Origin of the sequence: Sphingopyxis sp. (assembly GCF_035998905.1) — a bacterium.
In the GTDB taxonomy this organism is placed as follows: domain Bacteria; phylum Pseudomonadota; class Alphaproteobacteria; order Sphingomonadales; family Sphingomonadaceae; genus Sphingopyxis.
Genome location: NZ_DASYHG010000020.1, coordinates 1 through 17,270 on the forward strand (window position 1 = coordinate 1; position 17,270 = coordinate 17,270).

23 protein-coding genes and 1 riboswitch are annotated in these 17,270 nt (G+C 65.7%); of the genes, 13 read left to right on the forward strand and 10 right to left on the reverse strand.

Annotated elements, in window-relative coordinates; genetic code table 11:
* Positions 1–243: 243 nt before the first annotated feature.
* Positions 244–1,134 carry a LysR family transcriptional regulator gene (locus VGN62_RS11100; RefSeq protein WP_327453740.1) on the reverse strand — a complete coding sequence of 297 codons (891 nt, stop codon included), beginning with the start codon at positions 1,132–1,134 and terminating at the stop codon, positions 244–246.
* Between the two features lie 93 nt (positions 1,135–1,227).
* Here VGN62_RS11100 and VGN62_RS11105 point away from each other — a divergent pair, with 93 nt between their 5' ends.
* The 4 genes from VGN62_RS11105 to VGN62_RS11120 are packed head-to-tail and all read left to right on the forward strand — an operon-like array spanning position 1,228 to position 3,096.
* Positions 1,228–1,860 carry a pyridoxamine 5'-phosphate oxidase family protein gene (locus VGN62_RS11105; RefSeq protein WP_327453742.1) on the forward strand — a complete coding sequence of 211 codons (633 nt, stop codon included), beginning with the start codon at positions 1,228–1,230 and terminating at the stop codon, positions 1,858–1,860.
* The gene (locus VGN62_RS11110; RefSeq protein ID WP_327453744.1) at positions 1,857–2,465 is read left to right on the forward strand and encodes a glutathione S-transferase family protein; all 609 of its coding nucleotides are present in this window, start codon (positions 1,857–1,859) and stop codon (positions 2,463–2,465) included. The genes VGN62_RS11105 and VGN62_RS11110 overlap by 4 nt, the downstream gene beginning before the upstream one ends.
* Complete coding sequence (locus VGN62_RS11115) at positions 2,465–2,686, forward strand: 4-oxalocrotonate tautomerase family protein (protein ID WP_327453746.1); 222 nt, start codon at positions 2,465–2,467, stop codon at positions 2,684–2,686. The genes VGN62_RS11110 and VGN62_RS11115 overlap by 1 nt, the downstream gene beginning before the upstream one ends.
* The gene (locus VGN62_RS11120; protein WP_327453748.1) at positions 2,683–3,096 is read left to right on the forward strand and encodes a DMT family transporter; all 414 of its coding nucleotides are present in this window, start codon (positions 2,683–2,685) and stop codon (positions 3,094–3,096) included. Before VGN62_RS11115 ends, VGN62_RS11120 begins: the two co-directional genes overlap by 4 nt.
* 1 nt (position 3,097) lies before the next feature.
* Here the strand turns inward: VGN62_RS11120 and VGN62_RS11125 are convergent, their stop codons facing one another.
* The 3 genes from VGN62_RS11125 to VGN62_RS11135 form a co-directional block, all read right to left on the reverse strand.
* Positions 3,098–3,502, reverse strand: a complete 405-nt coding sequence (locus tag VGN62_RS11125; RefSeq protein WP_327453751.1) for a GFA family protein — start codon at positions 3,500–3,502, stop codon at positions 3,098–3,100.
* A gap of 76 nt (positions 3,503–3,578) precedes the next feature.
* On the reverse strand, positions 3,579–4,274 hold the full coding sequence (locus tag VGN62_RS11130) for a YafY family protein (RefSeq protein ID WP_327453753.1): 696 nt from the start codon (positions 4,272–4,274) through the stop codon (positions 3,579–3,581).
* Between the two features lie 32 nt (positions 4,275–4,306).
* Positions 4,307–4,750 (reverse strand): DUF6265 family protein, encoded by a 444-nt coding sequence (locus tag VGN62_RS11135; RefSeq protein WP_327453755.1) that lies wholly within the window; start codon positions 4,748–4,750, stop codon positions 4,307–4,309.
* An 83-nt stretch (positions 4,751–4,833) separates the two neighbouring features.
* On the opposite strand from VGN62_RS11135, the gene VGN62_RS11140 reads away from it, so the two are divergent.
* Together VGN62_RS11140 and thiC are read left to right on the forward strand one after the other, a co-directional pair.
* On the forward strand, positions 4,834–5,520 hold the full coding sequence (locus tag VGN62_RS11140; RefSeq protein ID WP_327453757.1) for a helix-turn-helix domain-containing protein: 687 nt from the start codon (positions 4,834–4,836) through the stop codon (positions 5,518–5,520).
* A gap of 35 nt (positions 5,521–5,555) precedes the next feature.
* A riboswitch (TPP riboswitch) is annotated at positions 5,556–5,667 on the forward strand.
* 43 nt (positions 5,668–5,710) lie between these two features.
* Positions 5,711–7,597: a phosphomethylpyrimidine synthase ThiC gene (gene thiC / locus VGN62_RS11145; protein WP_327453759.1), complete on the forward strand. Its 1,887-nt coding sequence runs from the start codon at positions 5,711–5,713 to the stop codon at positions 7,595–7,597.
* 23 nt (positions 7,598–7,620) lie between these two features.
* Here thiC and VGN62_RS11150 read toward each other — a convergent pair whose 3' ends face one another.
* On the reverse strand, positions 7,621–9,399 hold the full coding sequence (locus VGN62_RS11150) for a DUF262 domain-containing HNH endonuclease family protein (protein WP_327453761.1): 1,779 nt from the start codon (positions 9,397–9,399) through the stop codon (positions 7,621–7,623).
* Positions 9,400–9,639: 240 nt separating this feature from the next.
* On the opposite strand from VGN62_RS11150, the gene VGN62_RS11155 reads away from it, so the two are divergent.
* From VGN62_RS11155 to VGN62_RS11165, 3 genes are read left to right on the forward strand one after another with little or no spacing between them, the layout of a single operon-like run.
* Positions 9,640–10,140: a 2'-5' RNA ligase family protein gene (locus tag VGN62_RS11155; protein WP_327453763.1), complete on the forward strand. Its 501-nt coding sequence runs from the start codon at positions 9,640–9,642 to the stop codon at positions 10,138–10,140.
* A gap of 47 nt (positions 10,141–10,187) precedes the next feature.
* Positions 10,188–10,769 carry an N-acetyltransferase gene (locus VGN62_RS11160; protein WP_327453765.1) on the forward strand — a complete coding sequence of 194 codons (582 nt, stop codon included), beginning with the start codon at positions 10,188–10,190 and terminating at the stop codon, positions 10,767–10,769.
* A 19-nt stretch (positions 10,770–10,788) separates the two neighbouring features.
* Positions 10,789–11,097 (forward strand): hypothetical protein, encoded by a 309-nt coding sequence (locus tag VGN62_RS11165; RefSeq protein WP_327453766.1) that lies wholly within the window; start codon positions 10,789–10,791, stop codon positions 11,095–11,097.
* 3 nt (positions 11,098–11,100) lie between these two features.
* Here VGN62_RS11165 and VGN62_RS11170 read toward each other — a convergent pair whose 3' ends face one another.
* Positions 11,101–11,913: a hypothetical protein gene (locus VGN62_RS11170; RefSeq protein WP_327453767.1), complete on the reverse strand. Its 813-nt coding sequence runs from the start codon at positions 11,911–11,913 to the stop codon at positions 11,101–11,103.
* A gap of 59 nt (positions 11,914–11,972) precedes the next feature.
* The gene (locus VGN62_RS11175) at positions 11,973–12,731 is read right to left on the reverse strand and encodes a hypothetical protein (RefSeq protein WP_327453769.1); all 759 of its coding nucleotides are present in this window, start codon (positions 12,729–12,731) and stop codon (positions 11,973–11,975) included.
* 159 nt (positions 12,732–12,890) lie between these two features.
* Here VGN62_RS11175 and VGN62_RS11180 point away from each other — a divergent pair, with 159 nt between their 5' ends.
* The 4 genes from VGN62_RS11180 to VGN62_RS11195 are packed head-to-tail and all read left to right on the forward strand — an operon-like array spanning position 12,891 to position 15,515.
* Positions 12,891–13,442 carry a hypothetical protein gene (locus tag VGN62_RS11180; protein ID WP_327453771.1) on the forward strand — a complete coding sequence of 184 codons (552 nt, stop codon included), beginning with the start codon at positions 12,891–12,893 and terminating at the stop codon, positions 13,440–13,442.
* Positions 13,443–13,447: 5 nt separating this feature from the next.
* On the forward strand, positions 13,448–13,867 hold the full coding sequence (gene arr, locus VGN62_RS11185) for an NAD(+)--rifampin ADP-ribosyltransferase (protein WP_327453773.1): 420 nt from the start codon (positions 13,448–13,450) through the stop codon (positions 13,865–13,867).
* 53 nt (positions 13,868–13,920) lie between these two features.
* On the forward strand, positions 13,921–14,700 hold the full coding sequence (locus VGN62_RS11190) for a nuclear transport factor 2 family protein (RefSeq protein ID WP_327453775.1): 780 nt from the start codon (positions 13,921–13,923) through the stop codon (positions 14,698–14,700).
* Positions 14,697–15,515 carry a ThuA domain-containing protein gene (locus VGN62_RS11195; protein ID WP_327453777.1) on the forward strand — a complete coding sequence of 273 codons (819 nt, stop codon included), beginning with the start codon at positions 14,697–14,699 and terminating at the stop codon, positions 15,513–15,515. The genes VGN62_RS11190 and VGN62_RS11195 overlap by 4 nt, the downstream gene beginning before the upstream one ends.
* Here the strand turns inward: VGN62_RS11195 and VGN62_RS11200 are convergent.
* Genes VGN62_RS11200 through VGN62_RS11210 form a run of 3 tightly spaced genes read right to left on the reverse strand, consistent with a single transcriptional unit; the run spans position 15,512 to position 17,214 of the window.
* Positions 15,512–15,910 (reverse strand): DUF1801 domain-containing protein, encoded by a 399-nt coding sequence (locus VGN62_RS11200; RefSeq protein WP_327453779.1) that lies wholly within the window; start codon positions 15,908–15,910, stop codon positions 15,512–15,514. The genes VGN62_RS11195 and VGN62_RS11200 overlap by 4 nt on opposite strands.
* A gap of 10 nt (positions 15,911–15,920) precedes the next feature.
* On the reverse strand, positions 15,921–16,352 hold the full coding sequence (locus VGN62_RS11205; protein ID WP_327453781.1) for a DUF1801 domain-containing protein: 432 nt from the start codon (positions 16,350–16,352) through the stop codon (positions 15,921–15,923).
* A 4-nt stretch (positions 16,353–16,356) separates the two neighbouring features.
* Complete coding sequence (locus tag VGN62_RS11210; RefSeq protein WP_327453783.1) at positions 16,357–17,214, reverse strand: TauD/TfdA dioxygenase family protein; 858 nt, start codon at positions 17,212–17,214, stop codon at positions 16,357–16,359.
* Positions 17,215–17,270 lie beyond the last annotated feature (56 nt).

A 17,270-nucleotide genomic window follows, 5' to 3' on the forward strand; every position in this document is an offset into this window, starting at 1 on the left:
CGGTGCTCTTGTGATTGCTGCTCCAGTTGCGTTTATGCAAAGGAAAGCGAAGGCAAGGGCGGCAAAAACGGCGCTCTAGCCGAAGTCCGCTCTCGACCGGTTGCGGACTCTCGGTTCTTATAACTTCGTCATTCCCGCGAAAGCGGGAACCCAGTGTGGGATCAGCTTACGCACGCTCTGGGTCCCCGCTTTCGCGGGGATGACGAATATTGGGTGTGGCAGCTTCCCACACCAAAATCGCCCCTATCCCAATCCGGCCATCCGCAACCGCACCTTCATCGCATCGATAAACAACCGCACCGCGGGCAGCGCGGCGCGTGAGGGCTCGAACAGCAGGTGCACCGGCAGCGCGGGCGGCTGCTCGTCCGCGAGCAGCGAAATCAGCCGCCCCGCGTCGACCGCCTCGGCAAGCTGGTAACTCAGCAGGTTCGCGATCCCGAGCCCCGCTTCGGCGGCCGCCAGCACCCCGTCGACGGTGTTGACGACAAGCCGCGGCGGCGCGTCGAGCCGCCACCGTCCGGTCGCGAACTGCCATTCGCTCGTCCAGCGCGGTCCCATCGTCCCGATCAGCTCGTGTTCCGCGAGGTCGGCGACCGTCGCCGGCGCCCCGCGCCGCGCGAGATAGGCCGGGCTCGCGACGAGCATCTGCCGCACCGCGCCGACGCGCACCGCCTTCAGCCCCGAATCGGCCAGCGGGCCGACGCGTACCGCGACGTCGATCCCTTCCTCGACGATGCGGACATTGCGATCGATCAGCATCATCCGCACCATGAGGTCGCGGTGCTGCGCCATCAGGTCGCCGACGACGGGCAGGACATGCAGCCGACCGAACATCACCGGCGCGGTCAGGTGGAGCTGCCCGCGCGGCTCGGCCGCAGCGCCGCGCAATTCGCGCTCGGCGCCCGCCAGCTCGGCGAGGATGCGCCGCGCCTGGTCGAGAAACGCCGTCCCCGCATCGGTCAGCGCCACCGCGCGCGTCGAGCGGTGAAACAGCGTTGTTCCCAGCCGTGCCTCGAGCGCCGCGATGCCGCGCGTCACCGCGGGCGGTGAGCTGCCGAGCTTGCGCGCCGCCGCGGCGAACCCGCCCTCGCTCGCGACCGCGACGAACATTTCGAGCGTGAGCAACCGGTCCATGATTATTCCAGTTCCCGGAATTAACTCGTTCGATCTTCGCCCATTATCACGAACGGCGCAACGCCCTAGATCGCCCTCCGAAGGGAAACGGCCATGGCGCAAAATTACCGGCACATCATGTTCAGCGACGCGGTGAAGGCGGTGCAGGAACGCCATGGCTCGCGCGCCGCCTACCTCAAGATGGACGCCGCCGCCGACGGCACGCCCGACGCGCTGACCGCCAAGGAAGTGGATTATATCGCGCAGCGCGACAGCTTCTACATGGCGAGCGTCACCGCCGACGGCTGGCCTTATATGCAGCATCGCGGCGGCCCTGCGGGTTTCCTGCGCCACATCGCGGGCAACCGCATCGGCTTCGCCGACTATCGCGGCAACCGCCAATATATCAGCACCGCCAATCTGGCGGACGACGATCGCGTCTCGCTGTTCCTGATGGACTATCCGAACCGCGACCGGCTGAAGCTCGTCGGCCATGCGACGATCGTCGAGCTCGCCGACGATCCCGCGGCGGTCACCGCGCTGATGCCCGACGGCTATCGCGCGACGCCCGAGCGCGCCTTCTTCGTCGATGTCATCGGCTGGGAATGGAATTGTTCGCAGCACATCACCCCGCGCTTCACCGAAGCCGAAATTTCCGCCGCGGTCCGCCCGATGGCGGCCGAGATCAACCAGCTGCGCGCCGAGATCGCCGCCTTGCGCGCCGCCTCTTCCGGAGACGCCCGATGATCACTCTCTATGGCTCGCCCCTGTCGGGCAACACGCACAAGGTCCGCATGGCGCTCGCCTTCCTGGGCCTGCCGTGGGACGAGCGGCCAACCGACGCCGCGGCGCGCCAGTCGGACGCCTTCGCGGCGCTGACCCCGATGCGCCAGATCCCGCTGTTCGTCGACGGCGATTTCACCCTGCGCGACAGCCAGGCGATCCTCGCCTACCTCGCCGCGCGCCATCGCCCCGGCATATGGGACGGCGACACCCCGGAGGAACGCGGCGAAATCGCGCTCTGGCTCTCGCACGCGGCGAACGAGATTGCGAACGGCCCCGCGGCGCTCCGCCTCGCCCGCCGGTTCGGTCTCGCGATCCCGGAGGGCCATGCCGCCGCCGTCACCGCGCGCTTCCTGCCCGTGATCGAGGCGCATCTGGCGGACCGCGACTGGCTCGTCGGTGACCGGCTCACCGTCGCCGACCTTGCGGCAAGCCCCTATCTCGCGCTGATGGCGGACGCGGGAATCGGCCTCGCCGACTGGCCGGCAATCCATGGCTGGACGCGCCGCATCGCCGCGCTCCCCGCTTTCCCCGACATGCCGGGCTGGCCCGCCGAAGGAGCGAATTGATGCCCTATGTCAACATCCGCATCACCCGCGAAGGCGCGACCGCCGAACAGAAGGCCGAGCTGATTGGCGGCGTCACCGAACTGCTCCAGCGCGTGCTCGGCAAGAATCCCGCGACCACCGTCGTGACGATCGACGAGGTCGAGGCTGCCAATTGGGGGTTGGGCGGATTGCCCGTCCTCGACTATCGCGCCGCGCAGGCCGCCAAGGAGACCCAGCGATGACCGCGAACAACGCCGCCCCCGCCTTTGCCACGATCATGTTCCTGACCGGGGTCGGCATCCCGATCCTCGCCGCGCTGAACGGCGGGCTTGGTGCGCGGCTCGAAAGCCCGATGGCGGCGTCGGTGATCCTCTTCACCCTCGGCCTGCTCATCGCGGTCACCGGCGCGATCGCGACGGGGACGCTCGGGCAGGTGCGGCTGTCGTCCGGCATTCCGGCGCATTTCTATTTCGGCGGCGCGTTCATGGCCTTTTACGCGATCTTCTTCGTGCTCGTCGGCCAGCTGATCAGCGCCGCGACGATCGACCATTTCGGCCTGTTCGGCGCGATCCGCTCGGCGATCGACCTGAAGCGCGTCGCAGGGATCGCGCTGATGGTCGCCGGCGTTTATCTGGCGCGCCGCACCGCCTGACCTACATATGCGCGGTCACTTCGGGCGGGTTCCACCAATTGTTGCCCGCGCCGTCCATATGCTGGACCGGCAGCGCCGCCATTTCGGCGGGGGTCAGGTCGTCGAGGCACGCGATCGACACCGAATAATAGGCGCCGCCGATCTCCTCGACATAGCCATGGCCAAAGGCGGAAACGCCGCACGTCTTGCAAAAGACATGATGCGCGCTCCCCGATCCGAACACATATTCCTCGAGCGCCGCGGGATCGGTCAGCAGGCGAAAGGCCTCGGGCTTGATCTGCGCGCTCCAATTGCGTTTCTTGGTGCAGATCGAGCAATTGCATTTGCCCGTCCCGGCATCGAGATCGATATCGGCCTCGAATTTGACGGCGCCGCAGTGGCACGAACCATGGTGGGTCTTCAGCATTTTTCATCCTCCGGTCGGGCGGCGCGCGCTGCGCCCCTCACCCGAAGGGGATAGCCCACCCCCCTGACAGATATTGTCAGGAGGCCGCATCCAATCCGTTCTGCCGCCACCAGTCGGCCATCAGCACCGCGCGGCGGCGACCGAAGCCCTCGCTGCCGATCCGCGCCGCGGCGATGCGGTCGATGCGAAAACTGCGGAAATCCTGCCGCAGCAGGCACCAGGCCGCGATGATCTGCTTGTCCTCGAAATAGGCGAGCGCGGCGGGCCAGATCGCGCGTTCGGTGGCCGCGCCCTTTTCGTCGGCATAGTCGATGTGCAGCACCTTCTCCGCCCGCATCGCATCGCGCACGACGGCAAGCAACGGCGCATTGCTCTCGCGCCAGCGGCTGTTCACCGGCCACAGCCCCGACTCGTCGATCCGCTGCTTCAAATCGTCGGGACTCGCCGCCGCGATCTTCGCGAGCGCCAGCCCTGCGGCGCGTGACAGCGCCCCGTCCTGCCGCCCCTCGACCCAGCGCGCGCCGAGCACCAGCGCCTCCAGCTCTTCGGCGGTGAACATCAGGGGCGGCAGGAAAAAGCCCTGCCGCAGCACATAGCCGACCCCCGCCTCGCCCTCGATCGGCGCGCCGAGCGCGATCAGCGCCTGGATGTCGCGATAGAGCGTGCGCACCGACACGCCCTGTTCCTCGGCCAGCACCTCCGCCGTCACCGGCCGCCGCCGCCGCCGCAAGCCGTCGATGATCGCAAACAGCCGCCCCGTCTTCGCCACCATCGCTCCTCTTCATCCGCCCTGTTAGCGGCGCGTCAGCGGCGACGAAAGGTCCAGCGCATCGGCTTCGACCCGTCGATCGCCGAAATCGTCGCCGTCATCGTGTCGCCGTCGCGGACATATTCGATGCGCTGCGGATAATCGTGCGCGGCGTTCTCGAATATCGCGCGCATATCCTCGCGCCGGACCAGCTGGAACGCGACCGGCGCGCCGCCGCCGGGCTGCGCGATATAGGCGGGCGTGCCATCGGCGCCCGCCGCGATCCGCAGAAACTCGAACTCGCGCAAACTGTCACCGCGCCCCGATCTGCTATGCCCCAGCATCACGCCGCCGCGTGGGCCGGTCCAGCTCTCCTCGGTCCAGCGCTCGCCCTCCTCGCGGATCCACTGTCCCGCCATCCACGCCAGATCGTCGACCGTCGCCGCCGGGCTCGCCGCCGTCAGCACCGCTGCCGCGGCCATCGCGAAAATTGCCTTCATATCCGCCTCCTGTCGCGCGCCCTCTGACAGAGTGCTCGCGCGCCGTCTTGAACCGACACGACAATCATCGTCTAACGCGCAAGATGGACTATCGCGAGACCCCGCCACCGCCGCATCTCGCCGGGCTGGTCAAGACGCGCTGGACGCTCTCGGCCAAGGGCGCCGCGTCCGAATGGCTGCCGCAGCAGGCGACCCCCGACGGCTGCGTCGAAATCATCCGCCGCACCTGCGGCCGCTCGCGCTGGGACGGCGACCAGCCCGCGAGCTTCGTCGTCGGCCTCGTCGCCCGCCCGCAACCGTTCGAGATCAGCGGCGACGGCGCGTTCGAGGCGCTCCGCCTCTGGCCGTGGGCGTGGGAAGCGATCGGCATGATCGCGCTTGCCGGGCTGCACGGCCGCTGGGCCGCATGGGACGCGCCCGCCCTCGATACCATCGAAGCGCGGCTCGCCGACGAGCCCGGCCTCAACGCCATCGGCGCCGCCATCCTCGCCGCCCCGACCGTCGCCGCGATGGGCGAAGCGACCGCGATGCCGCCGCGTACGCTCCAGCGCTGGTTCGCCCGCCACGTTGGCATGCCGCCGCGGGCCTGGCTACGCCTCCGCCGTTTCCAGGCGAGCTTCGAAACCCTCCCCGGCGAAGCCAGCCTCGCGGGCCACGCCGCGACGCAGGGCTATGCCGATCAGGCGCATATGGCGCGCGACTTTCGCGCCCTCGCCGGGGTCACCGCCACCGCCGCGCGCACCCGCGCGCGCGGCCCCTTTCTCGACTGACCCCCTTCCCCTTCGCGCGCCCGCCGCCTATAAGCGCACCATCCCCGGGGAGCCGCGTCTGTGATGGCCGGTTGAGAGCGGAATAGACCGCGACCCGTTGAACCTGATCCGGGTAATACCGGCGGAGGGAGGGTCGGTATTCCATACGCGGAATCCCCATTCTCGCTCCGAACAATTGGAGCGACTGCACATGGCCGACATCGACGCGAAATTCGAAAATACCGCCCCCATCGGGGTGACGACCGGCCCGATCCGCGGCAGCCGCAAGATCCATGTCGCGACGCAGACCGGCAGCGGCATCCGCGTCGCGATGCGCGAGATCGACCTCGACCCGCACAGCGGCGAGCCCCCCGTCCGCGTCTATGACACCAGCGGTCCCTACACCGACGCGAACGCGACCATCGACATCAACGCCGGCCTCGCCGAACTCCGCCGCGACTGGATCCGCGGCCGCGGCGATGTTCAGGAAGTCGCGCAGCGCGAGGTCCGCCCCGAGGACAACGGCCAGCTCGGCCCCGACCGCAGCGGCGGCGTCCCCGCCTTCCCCAACGTCAAGAAGCAGGTCCTCCGCGCCAAGCCCGGCGCCAACGTCAGCCAGATGCATTATGCCCGCCGCGGCATCATCACGCCCGAGATGGAATATGTCGCCGAGCGCGAGAATCTCGGCCGCGCGCGCCTCGCCGAGTATAAGCGCGACGGGCAGGACTGGGGCGCCAGCATCCCCGATTATGTCACCCCCGAATTCGTCCGCGACGAAGTGGCGCGCGGCCGCGCGATCATCCCCAGCAACATCAACCACCCCGAATCCGAGCCGATGGCGATCGGCCGCAACTTCCTCGTCAAGATCAACGCCAATATCGGCAACAGCGCGGTCGCATCCGACGTCGCGAGCGAGGTCGACAAGATGGTCTGGTCGATCCGCTGGGGCGCCGACACCGTCATGGACCTGTCGACCGGGCGCAACATCCACGACACGCGCGAATGGATCATCCGCAACTCGCCCGTCCCGATCGGCACCGTCCCCATCTATCAGGCGCTCGAAAAGGTCGGCGGCATTGCCGAGGACCTGACGTGGGAAATCTTCGCCGACACGCTGATCGAACAGGCGGAGCAAGGAGTCGACTATTTCACCATCCACGCCGGCGTCCGGCTGCCCTACGTCCCGCTCGCGGCAAAGCGCATGACCGGCATCGTGTCGCGCGGCGGCAGCATCATGGCGAAATGGTGCCTCGCGCATCACAAGGAAAGCTTCCTCTACGAACGCTTCGACGAGATTACCGAGATCATGAAGGCCTATGACGTCGCCTACAGCCTCGGCGACGGCCTCCGCCCCGGCAGCATCTATGACGCGAACGACGAGGCGCAGTTCGCCGAGCTCTACACGCTCGGCGAGCTCACCAAGCGCGCCTGGGCGCAGGATGTGCAGGTGATGATCGAGGGGCCGGGCCACGTCCCGATGCACAAGATCAAGGAGAATATGGACAAGCAACTCGAAGCGTGCGGCGAGGCGCCCTTCTACACCTTGGGACCGCTCACCACCGACATCGCGCCGGGGTACGACCATATCACCAGCGGCATCGGCGCCGCGCAGATCGGCTGGTACGGCACCGCGATGCTTTGCTACGTCACGCCCAAGGAGCATCTGGGCCTGCCCGACCGCGACGATGTGAAGGTCGGCGTCGTCACCTACAAGCTCGCCGCGCACGCCGCCGACCTCGCCAAGGGCCACCCCGCCGCGCAGGTCCGCGACGACGCGCTATCGAAAGCGCGCTTCGAATTCCGCTGGCGCGACCAGTTCAACCTGTCGCTCGACCCCGACACCGCCGAGCAATATCACGACCAGACCCTCCCCGCCGAGGGCGCCAAGTCGGCGCATTTCTGCAGCATGTGCGGCCCCAAATTCTGCTCGATGAAGATCAGCCAGGAAGTCCGCGACTTCGCCAAGCTGCAAAATCAGGACAGCGCCGGCTTCATCGCCACCGAAGAGGCCGAAAAGGGCATGGCGAAAATGAGCGAGGTTTATGAGGAAACCGGGCGCGAGTTGTATATGGGAGCGGGTGGCCGGGAGCATGATTGACAAATCGCCAGCTCCACCTGCGATTAGCCTGGCCATCGGCTCAGAGCCCATTCGACGAGTTCGTCAGATCTCGCTTTGAGCAGGTCTGGCGTCCAGTCGGCATATTTGCTCGCAAACTGGCGTGCCGATTTAAACATCGCGTCCGCTTGATACTCGGACCGCTTAATTGTGTAGCTTGTATTCTTTAGCTCTCCGTTCATTTCCGCGGATAGAGGGATCAAATTGGCCCATAAGTTTGTTAGTTTTGACCGCTGCTCAGTATCGAACTTTTCATCCCACGAATGATCTGGGTTTCGAGGCAATACGTGCTCAATCCATGGGATATTTGCTGGAACATCGCCACCTAGGGCTTCATCATGCTGACGGATTACAAAGGATGCCACCGAAGAGCCGTAAAGAGCCCTCGTTCTAATTGAACGGGCAACCAGATCGTCGTCGGGCCACGTTACGGTGGACCGCTCTCTAATTTTGGCGACCACCGATTCAGGTGTTCGATCGCTTTTTGTGTCCTCCCAAAGCCGCCTGAACACGGCATGCAGGCCCGTCGGCTCAATTCCGCATAGCGCTCGCCTAATGAGGAAAGCCTCTATGCGGCCCAATATTTCGATGCCGTTGTGAATCTCGACACTTCCGTCAGCCATTGCTTTCGCCAGCTGCATCAAAAATGGCAGAGCGGAGGCTGGGAAACCGAAATCCTTAAATCGCCTAATGGCAGCGGCGGCATCTTTCGGCAAATTCTGCAGATTGGATCCGGTCATCAAATCCAGGAAGGCGTCCTGAAACGAAGCCAGCTTTTCTATAATTTCTGCAGGATCATTGTGCTTTTCCCATTCCTTCCGTAGATATCCATATACCTGAGACTTGTTCAAATTTGGATTCTGGATGAGGCCGAATGGGAAAAAATACGCTTCAAATAGTGTAGTCGTTTGATTTATTTTGAATCTTTCATAAAATGGCTGCCAAGCATGTGTGTCGACGTAATCTATTTTTTCGGATCCCAGATCCGATACGCGAGAAAATATTTCATTTCTCACGAGATCGCCAACAGTCATTGGCTCTTGCCTAGAATTTAGACTGTCAAATATCTTTGGTCCATTGGTTGGATCGACAACGTCTATTTGAACTACGCTCATCCTTTCCAGAAGAGCATTCAGCACGTCTGAAACTCTTTCAGTCCCGTAATTATCTACTTGATCTTTAAAAAATCTCTTTGCCGCCAAATAATTCTTCGACAGAGCACCGCTTTCCCATCCGGTGGGGCTAAGCTTTGTTGGCTTGAACGACCCAATCTTTACCGCAAAATCGGAGTTCCTTTGCAAATCTTCCATAAGAAAATTGAGCTGTTTCCTGTCTTCTTTACATGAGTGAAGCTTGAAATTTGATTCGAGCTTAACCATTCTTCCTATTGCCAAGTATTTTTGGAAGAGAGACACGGCTTCATCCACCATGCCATTGTCGGAAAGTGTCTTGAGCCCGGCCGACAAGTAGAGGTAAATCGTCGTAATTCTTTGCTGGCCGTCAATCACCTCATATAGAGTTGGGTCAGAGGGTGAGCTTCGACGACCATGAATGATAACCGCGCCCAAGAAATGAGTTAAGCTCTCATCGTCGACAAGCGCCAACAGGTCTGCTTCAAATTGGTCGAGGCGTGCCTTTTTCCATTTGTAGGGGCGCTGAAAGTATGGGATCGAGAAGACAGAGTCTCCAGAAAGCAATCCTGACACATCAGATTCTTCCGAATTATTTGTGAGCTTACCCGCTACGACCACGCAAACCTCCATATCCTGCAACAAGTGATCCAAGCGAAATTCTGCGACTATGTCTACGTCGATATCGCCCGCGCTGAAGATAAACCGCTAAAGGGTTAGGCCGACAACGGCCACGACTGCCGCTCCATCTCTACTAACCGCGCATAGCCAGTTCCCGCGCAGGGCTATTGTCGTCCAACTGACGCCTCTAGCCGCATCCGGGCCAAACAAATCGGCATCACCCCTACACCATGCTACACTCCACCCATGCGCCCCCGGAACCCCCTCTACGTCATGGCCAAGCCGCCGCCCGAGGTGCAGGCGGCGATCGCCGCGCTGCCGCGCAACGATCCCGCGCGCGGGCCCGACCTGCTCCATGTCACGCTCATCTCGCTCTACGACCTCCATTATGCGCCGCCCGAGTGGCTGCCCGCGACCATCGCCGCGCTCGACGGCTTCGCCGCGGCGCCCTTCCCGCTCCGCTTCGACCGGATCGAGAACCGCAAGGCGGTGACGCTGCGTACGCGCGATCCGCTGGCCGAGGCGCGGGCCTTCCAGAAGGCGCTGGTCAACCATCTGCTGCGCGAAAAGGCGCCGATCATGGACGGCACCACCCCCGAACCGCACATCACGATCAACTATCGCGGCGACCGGCTGGGTTCGCAGACATTCGGCGCGCTGAAGCTGCCGCCGATCGCATGGACGGTGCGGGAAATATTGCTGATGGAAAGCGTTGTCGGCAAGACGACGCATATCGAGCACGGCCGCTGGGCGCTGACACCGCCCGGCGGCTGAGCGCGGCGCGGGCACGACAACGGGCGGCACGAGAGAGGAGAGCAGCCATGGCGACGATCACGATCGGCACACCCGCGGACAGAGCGCGGCTGCTCCACACGCTCGTGCTCGGCTTTGCCGCCGACCCGGTGGCGCGCTGGGCCTCGCCCGACGCCGCGACCTATATGGACCGCCGCCACGAATTTTTCGGCGCCTTCGGCGGCGCGGCGTTCGATCATGGCACGGCGTTCGTCGCCGACGACGGCGCCGCGGTCGCGACCTGGCTGGCGCCGGGGGTCGAGCCCGACGGCGAGGTCATGGCCGCGATCATGGACGAACAGACGCCCGCGCACCGCAAGGCCGAAATGGACGAGCTCGTCGAACAGATGGACCGCTTTCACCCCGCCGAGCCCGTCTGGTACCTGCCGCTGATCGCCGCCGATCCCGCGCATCAGGGCCGCGGGCTCGGTACCGCGCTGATGGAGGCGGCGATCGCGGTGATCGACGCCGACGGCCGCGCCGCCTATCTCGAAAGCTCGAACCCGCGCAACATCCCGCTCTACCGGCGCTTCGGCTTCGACATCATCGGCGAGATCCGCACCCAAAGCTCGCCGGTCCTGACCCCGATGTTCCGGCCGGGCCGGGATTAGCGCGCGAAAGGATTTTCCCATGTCGCACCCCTCGAAGATCGTCCATTGCACCGGCCCCGGCGACCCGCACGCGCTCGACGGCATTTCGCGGCGCCACCGCAGCGGTAGTCTCGACGCGCTGTGCCCGGTCTGTGCCGGTTACGGCCAGTGGAACACCCAGATCGACCTCGTCAGCCATCGCTCGATCCGCCATGCCTGCCCCAAATGCGACGGGCGCGGCTGGATCGAGACCGGCGACGACATGGTCCCCAGCCACGACATCGAGCGGAGCGAGGCAGGGCATCCGGCGTGGACGGTGCGGCTCGACCCGTCAGACGATCGCGAATAGGCGTCAGCCCGCAGGTTTCAGCCAGTTGTAGAGAAAATCCTGGATCGCGTCGCCATAATGGCGGTCGGTGTCCGCCGCGGCATCGTACAGCAACTGCTTCCCTCGCGGCCATTGCGGCTGCGGCAGCTTCAAGGTCGCATCGCTGTACAGGCGGATCGTGTCGCGGAACGGCGCCCAGCGATTGCCCGCGTTCGACGCCTGCCACTTCGCGGTCAGCATCGCCTGTCCCGCCGCGCGCACGCGCTTGTGCAGCAGTTCGGCCTTTTTCGGATCGCGCGCATAAATGCCGACGAGCGTGGGCCAGCCCGCCGCGTCGGGCTTTTCCCACTCGGTCTGCCACATCGCGACCAGCTCGCGCGCAAAGCTCTGCATCATCCCCGGCGGCGTCGTCACCGCGGTCTTGCTCGCCCCGTCCCCCCTATCGTCGGGCTTGCCGTCGGCGCCGAGGCGGGTGAGCTGGACGACGCGGTCCTTGGGAAAGGCGAATTCCTCGAGCAGGTCGATCTCGCCCGCATCGAGCTTTCCGTCGCGGCGGAGGTGGCGGATCACCAGCTTCGCCTCGTCCTCGCCGATATATTTGCGGTACAGCGCGGGGTTCTTCGGGTCCTTTACCGGCGCCCATTCAGTGAGCAGGCGGAAAATCTCGGGCGACGCGACCGCGGCATCGTCGAGCGGTTTCGCATAACCCGCCTCCCACTCGGTCGCGGGCAGCCCCTTGACCGCGGCGACGGTGGCGCCGGTCTGGGCGAAAGCAGGGGTGGAAAGGGTAAGCGCGAGGGTAAGCGCCGCCATCGGCGCACGGATCGATCGAAACATAGTTCCTCCATCGACCCATGCCCTGCCTATCAGCCCGCCGCGAACAGGCAAGCAGGAACCTATGCCGCCGCCGCCAGCCCCAGCGCCCCGCGCACCCATGCCGGCCACCAGTCGCTGTGATAGGCGACCGCCGCCGCCGCGAACGCCAGCGCATAGGCGCCGCCGCCCCACAGCAGCACCGGGTGCACCCGCCCGCGCGTCGCAATGTCGAACAGCGCCGCCGCCACGATCAGCGCGATCGTCCCCGCCCAATTGCCGAGGATGATGCCCCCATAGCCGTCGCCCAGCGTCATGCCGATCGGCTCGCCCCACCAGCGCCCGAACGCCGCCGACAGGATCACCGCGGTTGCGAGCAGGATCAGCCTTTTATGCGCCGCGGGGTAGCCGCGCTTCACAAAGGCCAGCGTCGCGGTACCCGCGAACAGGATCATCGACGTCAGCGGCAGCGCAAAGAAGCGCGCATTTTCGGGATCGCGCGGCGCGTAGAAACGCTGGCTGTGGATTTCGGCGGCGATCGCCGACACCGTCATCACCGGGACGAGTATGACGATGCTCAGCCCCAGCAGCCGGTGCAGATCGTGCCGCCGCGCGCCGATCAGCAGCGCCTGCACGGTCAGGATCGCCATCCACGCGAAAAAAGCCCAGACATGGATTTCCAGCATCGCGGGCGCGGGATAGTCGGCGGTGCCGCCGAAGCGCTTGGCGATCTGCGGCGCAAAGCCCATCGCGACGCCCAGCCAGGACATCGCGATGAAGCTCAGGAAAAACGCTCGGTCGGCGCGATGCCACGCCGCGAACACCGGACGCGTATCCGTCATAAATCCCCCTCACCGACCCGGCGCCAGAGCATCATGGTGGCGGCCGGTGGTCAAACGAAAACGTCCCGCCGCAAACGCGCGTGCACGACGCACGCGGGGCTCGACTCGTCTGCCTGGCCCCGATAGGATGACAACGGTTACCGCTACGGGAGAGTGACGATGCGTGGACAGGCTTGGCTGACGGGTGGACTGATGACGTGCGCAGCGCTGGCGCTCGCCGGATGCGGCAAGGCCGAGGCGCCTGCCGCGGCGCCCGAAAAGTCGGTGCTCGCCGACGGCCCCGCCGCCGACATCAGCAAGGTCGCTGCGGCCGACCTGCCGCCCGGCGTGCGCGACGCGGTGCTCGCCAAGGTCCCCGGCATGACAATCGCCGAGGCCGAGCGCAAGGAACGCGGCGGCAAGATCTTCTATGATGTCGAGGGAACGCGCCCCGATGGCAGCGAAGTCGAGCTCGACCTGATCGAGGAAGCCGGAAAATATCGCGTCGTCGAGATGCAGCGCGACATCGCCTGGGCCGACGCGCCCGCCCCGGTGCGCGCCGCCGCCGCCGCGGCCGACGCCTTCACCCCGGCGCGCGTCATCGAAAGCACGCAGGAGGACGGGATGGTCGTCTATGAACTCTTCGCGCCCGGCAAGGCCGACGAACCCGCCGCCGAGGTGAACTGGAAGGACGGCAAGGCGGTGCTGCGCAGCGAACGCAACGAATATTGACGCCGATGACCGACGCTGCCCCCACCGGCCCCGATGCGGGTGCGACCTTCTATCACGGCACGCGCGCCGACCTTGCCATCGGCGACCTGCTCGTCGCCGGCCGGGGCAGCAATTACCAGGCCGCGCCGATGTCGTGGATCTATTTCTCCGCCGCACTGGAGTCGGCGATCTGGGGCTGCGAGCTCGCCGCGGGCGACGGCCGCGAGCGCATCTATATCGTCGAGCCGACCGGCGACTGGTTCGACGATCCCAACCTCACCGACAAGAAATTCCCCGGCAACCCGACGCGAAGCTATCGGTCGCGTTTCCCGCTGCGCATCGTCGGCGAGGTCGAAAGCTGGACCCCGCACGCGCCCGAAATATTGCAGGCGATGAAGGACAATCTTGCCCGGCTGCAGGTCGAAGGCGCGCCGATCATCGACTAACCGGAAAATCGCGCTAGGCTGCGCCACCCGAACCGACAACCGGAGCCGCCGCCATGCTGACGACCCTGCTCACCCTCGCCGCCGCGGCCGCAACGCCCGCCCCTGCCACCCCCGCCGCCGATCTCGCCGCGATCGAGGCGACCTGCTTCGACTATGTCGACGGCCAGCTCGAGGGCGATCCCGAACGCGTCAAGCGCGCGCTGCACCCCGACCTCGCGAAGCGCCGCGTGCTCGGCGACACCCCCGACGAACGGCTGGGGCTGCAACGCATGAGCCGCGAGGAGCTGGTCGACCTGACGAAGCGCGGCGCGCTCAAGACCCCGAAGGCCGAGTGGGACCGCGCGTGCAGGATCCTCGACGTCGCGGGCGACGCGGCGGCGGTGCGCGTCGAAACGCCGTGGTTCGTCGACTATTTCCACATGGGTAAATTCGGCGAACGCTGGGTCATCGTCAATGCGATGTGGCACATGAAGCGGGGCAGCACCCCAGCGGCAACGCCGGCGACCGAGGCGGCCGCCGCGCCGCTCTTTGCGCTCGCGCTGGCACCGGGTCGGGCATGGAAACCCGGGCGCCCCTTTTCCGAACAGGGACTGCGGCCCCATTTCGACTATTGGATGGCGCTGTTCCGCGAAGGCCGTATCGCCACGGCAGGGCCGGTCGGGACCGATTCGGGCCTCGTCCTGCTGCGCGCGCCCGACCAGGCCGCGGCCGAGGCGATCCTCGCCGCCGACCCCGCGATCGCTGCGGGCATCTTTACCGGGACCGTTCGCCCCTATGCCCCGCCGATGGTGAACGGCGCCGCACTCCCGCGCCCGCGCGCGGCAACGAAATGAAGCTCCTCTTCGCGGCTTCGGCGGCGCTTCTGCTCGCCGCGCAAACGGCGGCACCGCCCGCGCCCGACCCGCGCCGCCCGGCCCCCAGCTTCGACAGCGTACCGCCCGAACTGCCACCGTTGACGCGCCCCGCGGTGCTGATCGTCAGCAAGACCAACGGCTATCGCCACGACAGCATTGCCGAGGCGGTGCCGGCGATCGAGCGTCTTGTGAAGGCGCGCGGCTGGAGCAGCTTTGCCACCGAAAATGCCGCGGTGTTCAACCCCGAACAACTCGCCAAATTCGACGTCATCGTCTTCGCCAATGCCAGCGGCGACATCTATACGACCGACCAGCGCGCGGCATTTCAGGCATGGATCGCGAAGGGCGGCGGCTTCGTCGGCCTCCACAGCGCGGGCGACGGCAGCCATCCGGGCTGGTTCGTGAAGATGCGCGGCAACGGCAATTTCACCGGCCACCCGGGCGGTGCCGACCAGTTCCAGACCAGCAATCTTATCGCCGCGGACCGTAGCCACCCCGCGACGCGCCACCTGTCCGCGATCTGGCCGTGGACCGATGAATATTACAGCTGGGACGCGCCGCCCGCCGCCGATGCGCATATTCTGGTGCGGCTCGACGAAACGAAAATGCGCCTCGAACCCAAGCTGCAGATGGGCGAGCACGCGCTCGTCTGGTGGCGCTGCGAGGGCCGCGCGCGCGTCTTCTATTCCGCGCTCGGACACAAGGCCGAGGCGTGGGCTGACCGCGTCCATCTCCGCATGGTCGACGGCGCGATCGGCTGGGCCGCACGCGCGGACGGCATGGGCTGCGACTAGGTCCTTTTTGCCCGCGCCGGCTTCTCGAGGTTCGCCTCGACCGCCGCGCGCACCAGCGCCTTGAACGCCGCCTCGTCGACGCCGTCACCCTCGAACAGGTCGATCGCGCGCCGCGTGTTGCCGTCGAGGCTCGAATTGAACAGCTTCGCGGGATCGGCGAGCGCCGCGCCCTTGGCAAAGGTCAGCTTGACCTTGTCCTTATAGGTTTCGCCGGTGCAGAGGATGCCGGCATGTTCCCACACCGGCACACCCGCCGGATTCGTCGGCTTCTGCCACTTCACCGTCTCTTCGACCTCCGGATCGGCGGCATGGATCAACGCGCGCAGCTTGGCGAGCGTCGCCCCGCGCCAGTCGCCTAGCCCGGCAATTTTCGCGTCGATCAGCTCCGATGCCATATCCCGCTCCTCACATCTTCTCGCCGGGCAGCGCCGCGGCCTGTTTCACCCAGTCGGCGAACGCCGCCGCGTCGACATTATCGTCCTCATGGATATGGAAATAACGCGTGTCGCCGCTCTTCGACGCGACCGGCGGAACCGGGTCGAGCGACTGACCGCGAAAGAAAGCGACCTTGATATAGCGGTCGAAGCAATGGATGCTGAGGAACCAGTGCGTCGGCTCGGCGCCCTGCCCCGGCGGGCCATAAAGCGGCGAATTCCATTTAACCGCCTTCGCAACCCCCGGAACATTCTTTTCGATCAGCGTGTCGAGCCGCCGCCAGACGCCGGACTTCCACCCCGGCATCGCCGCGATATAGGCCTGCACCGGCGCGTCGCCATAGCCTTTCGGAATCTGTGGATTGCCGCCCGACAGCAGCACGGGCTTGGGATCGGCCGCCATTCCCTCAGCGTTCGTCGCGATAGAAGGGCCGGTCGCCCGCGATCGTCACCCGCTCCATGCGCCGCACCGCGGGGAAATAGTCCGACGCCGCATAATGCTGCCCGGCGCGATTGTCCCAGAAGGCGATCGAACCCGCGCGCCAGCGAAAACGGCACTGGATTTCGGGCACGGCCGCCTGCGCGTAAAGATGCGCGAGCAACCATTCGCTCTCCTTTGCCGACACGCCCTCGATATGGCTGGTGAAGGCCGTGTTGACATAGAGCGCCTGCTCGCCCGTTTCGGGATGCGTGCGCACCACCGGGTGGAGCTGCGGCGGATATTGCTCGTGCAATTCCTCGATGCTCTTGCCCAGCCTTCGCGCAAAGACCCGCGCGATATCGTGCACCGCACTCAGCGAGCGGCACCAGTCCTGCATCGCGGGCGACAGGGCGCGGAACGCCGCCGCCATGTCGGCGAACAGCGTGTCGCCCCCGACCGCGGGCACCTCGATCGCGCGCAGGATCGACCCGAGCGATGGTTCGGCGCGCCACGTGACATCCGAATGCCATTCATTCTCGCGCCCGCGCGAATCGGGTCCGTGCGCGATATGCAGCACCTCGGGATTGGGCTGGTCCTTGGGTGTCGCGGGGTGGATTTCGAGCGGGCCGAAACGCCGCGCAAAGGCGATATGCTGTTCGGGCGTGATGAACTGGTCGCGAAAGAAGATCACCTTATACGCGAGCAGCGCAGCCCGAATTTCGGCGATCACCGCCTCGTCCTGCTCCTCGGCGAGATCGATCCCCGAAATCTCGGCGCCGATCGACGGCGTCAACGGTGCGACCTTCAGGCGCTCGAAAACCCGCTGCGATGCAACAAGGGCCATGGCATTCCGCTCCTGCTATTTTCTTGTCGGAGCATGAGAAGACGAGGGCGACGGCG